Annotated in this window: 1 protein-coding gene (running past one end of the window); it reads right to left on the bottom strand. The window is 69.2% G+C overall.

Annotation, left to right across the window (positions count from 1 at the left end; genetic code table 11):
- Positions 1-24: 24 nt before the first annotated feature.
- Positions 25-3819: the final stretch of a type I polyketide synthase gene (locus ABZ345_RS09670; protein ID WP_359844805.1), read on the bottom strand. The gene runs 24288 nt beyond the window's last position; only the last 3795 of its 28083 coding nucleotides appear in the window; the start codon falls outside the window, past its right edge; it ends in the stop codon at positions 25-27.

The following is a 3819-nucleotide window of genomic DNA, read 5'->3' as shown; positions in this document are numbered from 1 at the left end:
CGCGCTTCCTTCTCGGATCGCCCGCTAGTTCATGGCGTCCCCGATCGCCAGACGCAGGAGGGCTTCGCCGTCCATGTCGTCGATCGATTCCGCCTCGGCTGCAAGCACAACATCCGGAGCGCTGTTGTTTTCCCCACTCTCCTGGGCAAGTTGCAGGACGAGCTCCAGCAGACCGGCCTGGCGCAGGCGGCTGACTGGGATCGACGCGAGCGTCTCGCGGATGTGCGCTTCCGGGTCGCTGGCGGCCGCGACGTCGCCGAGCAGCTCCGTGCGGATGAACTGGGCCAGCGCGGCGGGGGTCGGGTAGTCGAACACCAGCGTCGCGGGCAACGCCACGCCCGTGACCGTCTTGAGCCGGTTGCGCAGGTCCACGGCCGTCACTGAGTCGAAACCGACGTCGCGGAAAGCCCTGGCCGGCCCGAACGCCTCGGCGCTCTCGAAGCCCAGTGTCGCCGCGGCCTCCGTGCGGACGAGGTCGAGCAACGTCCTGGCGCGGTCCGCCTCGGGCAACGCCAGCAGCCGCTCCTTGAGCCCTGAGTCCGTCGTCTCGGGTTCTTCGAGGGCTTTCTGGACCGACGGGATGCCCATCAGCAACGGGCTCGGCCTGGACGCGGTGAAGCTCGGCGCGAACTTCTCCCAGTCCATGTTGGTGATCGTCAGCGACGTGTGGCCGTCCTCGACCGCCTGCTGCAGCGCGGTGATCGCGAGGTCCGGTTTCATCGTGTGGACGCCACGCCGGCGCAGCTGTTCGGCGCCTTCCTCGTTCTCCGACGCCATTCCGGAGTCGGCCCAGGCGCCCCAGGCGATCGACGTCGCCAGCAGGCCCTGTGCCCTGCGGAAGTGCGCGAGGCCGTCGAGGTAGGCGTTCGAGGCGGCGTACGCGGGTTGCGCGCCACTGCCCCAGCTCGCCGCACCGGACGAGAACAGGATGAACGCGTCCAGCTCGCCCGTCAGCTCGTGCAGCAGCCAGGCAGACGTCATCTTGGCCTTGAGCAGCCTGTCCAGCTGGTCGATGCCGAGCGCGTCGGTCGGGGCGTTGCCTTCGACGATGCCGGCCGCGTGCACCACCGCCCTGATGTCGGGGTGCTCGTCGATCACGACCTGGAGACTCGCGCGATCCGACGCGTCGCAGGCCGCGATGGTGACGCGGGCTCCGAGCGCTTCGAGTTCCTCGCGCAGTTCTCGTGCTCCCGGCGCCTGATCGCCGCGGCGGCTGGTGAGCAACACGTGCTCGGCGCCGCGTCCGGCGACCCAGCGGGCGACGTGGCCGCCCAGCGCACCGGTGCCGCCGGTGATCAGAACCGTGCCGCGTGGCGTCCACTCGGTGGACTTCGGCGCGCGCTGGGCCGGAACGAGCCTGCGGCCGTACACGCCCGTGCCGCGGACCGCGAGCTGGTCCTCGCCACCGCCGTTGGTGATCGCGGCGACCAGGCCCTGCTCGATCTGGCCGTCGATCGTCTCCGGCAGGTCGACGAGACCACCCCAGCGGCGCGGCAGGTCGAGCGCGGCAACCCTGCCCAGGCCCCACAACGCGACCTGGCCGGGGTGGGTGACGTGGTCGGTGGCACCGGTCGAGATCGCCTGCTTCGTGACCGCCCAGAACGGCGCGGTGCTGCCGGCGTCGCCGAGCGCCTGGACGAGCAGGACGTTCAACGCGAGGCCCAGCGGGGTCGACGTGAACTCCTCGTGCGGCGTGTTCTCGGTGCCGAGCAACGAGATCACGCCCACGGGTTCGATTCCGATCAGCTCGGTGGCGAGCAGCGCGCGTTCGGCGTCCTTGCGCACCGTGACCTTCACGACGTCGTTGCCGAACGTCCGGAGCACCGCTTCTGTCCACTCGTCGGTCTGCTCGGGAACCGCCGCGAGCCATGTGCCGTTGATGCCTGTCGCCTGGACGCCGCGCAGGAGCTGCCATTCGTCGCGGTAGCGCCATCCATCCACAGTGGACTGTTCTTGCCGCTTCGCGCGCCATTCCCTCAGCGCCGGAACGATCTCCTCTGCGTTCACGCCCAACGCCTCGGTGAGGTCGCCGTTCTCGACGAGCTGCCAGAACGCGCTGTCCTCGGCGTTGACGGTCTTGGTGCCCGCCTTCGGCCAGAACCTGCTGCGGCTGAACGGATACGTCGGCAGGTCGATCTTCCTGCCACCGGGGAAGTGCCACTGGACGTCGAGCCCCGCGACCCACGCCTCGGCGAGGCTCGCGGTGAACCTCCGGCTGTTGCCCTGGTCGCGCCTGAGCGAGCCGACCGTGACCAGTTCTGTCCCGTCCGCCTCGGCGGTGGCCTGCGCCGACATGGTGAGCACCGGGTGCGGGCTCGACTCGACGAACACCCGGTAGCCGTCCTCGATGAGCTTGCGGGTGACCGCGACGAACTCGATGGGCCTGCGCGCGTTCTCGTACCAGTAGCCGGCGTCGAGGGTCGTCGTGTCGATGCGTTCGGCCTTGACCGTCGAGTAGAACGCGATGTCGCTCGGCCGCGGCGTGATCGTGCCGAGCATGGTCAGGAGCTTTTCGCGCAGTGGCTCGACCTGCGGCCCGTGCGAGGCGACCGTCGAGGCCACCACCCGTGCCCGGATTTCCCTGGCCTGGCACAGTTCCACGAACTCGTTGAGCTCCTGCAGCGCGCCGGCGACCGTGCACGCGTTCGGACTGTTGATGCCGGCGATGGACAGCGCCGGCCACTGCTCGATCAGCTTCCGCGTGTCCTCGACCGGAAGCGCGACACTGGCCACCGCGCCGTTTCCGACCAGCTCGTCCGCGAACAGCTGACTCCTCAGCACAACGATCTTGGCCGCCTCGTCCAGGCTGAGCGCCCCGGCGATGTAGGCGGCCGCGATCTCACCCTGCGAGTGACCGACGACCGCCGCCGGCTCGACCCCGTTCTTGCGCCACGTCTGAGCCAGCGACACCATCACCGCGAACAGCGTCGGCTGCAGCACCTCGATGCGTTCCAGCAGTTCCGCCTCGCCCCGCAGGACGTCGATCACCGACCAGTCGACCAGTTTCCCGATCGCCCGGTCGCATTCGGCGATCCAGTGCGCGAACGTCTCGTCCTCGTCCAGCAGTTCGACCGCCATGCCGTGCCACTGCGAACCCTGCCCCGGGAAGATGAACACCGGCGCGCTCTCTTGCGCGACACCCTGGACCACTTCGTCACCGATGAGCACCGCACGGTGATCGAACACCGACCGCGTTGTCAGCAACGAGAACGCGATGTCCTCCACTTCGCCCTCGAGCGCGCGCACCTGCTCGATACGCGCCCTCAACGACGCCGGCGACTTCGCCGACACCACCAACGGCACCGCGCCAGGCACAGCACCCGGCACCGCACCCGGCACCGCTCCGAGCTGCGGAATCGATCCCGACTGGGCCCCCCAGGGGGAGTCCGAGGTCCCCACTCCAATCGTCGCATCCGGCACTGACGATTCGGCGTTCTGAAGATCGACAACGCCCAAGTTGTCCACAGGCGCTGAGTTGTCCACAGATTCCGGCGAGCCCGCTTGACCAGGCCTTTCGGTGAGTACGCTGGAAATCGGGGGGATCCCCGCGCGCGATACCGACGACGACGGCGCCTCCTCCAGGATCATGTGCGCGTTCGTGCCGGAGATACCGAACGCCGAGACGCCTGCCCGTCGCGCGTGGCCGTTGGGCGACCACTCACGGGCCGACGTCAGCAGTTCGACCGTGCCCGCCGACCAGTCGACGTGCGAAGAAGGCGCGGCGACGTGCAGGGTCTGCGGCAGCAGGCCGTTCTGCAGCGCGAGCACCATCTTGATCACGCCGGCGACACCCGCAGCCGCCTGCGTGTGGCCGATGTT

Source organism: Lentzea sp. NPDC005914, from assembly GCF_040629405.1.
Taxonomy (GTDB): Bacteria; Actinomycetota; Actinomycetes; order Mycobacteriales; family Pseudonocardiaceae; genus Lentzea.
This window is presented reverse-complemented; position numbering and strand designations above follow the sequence as displayed.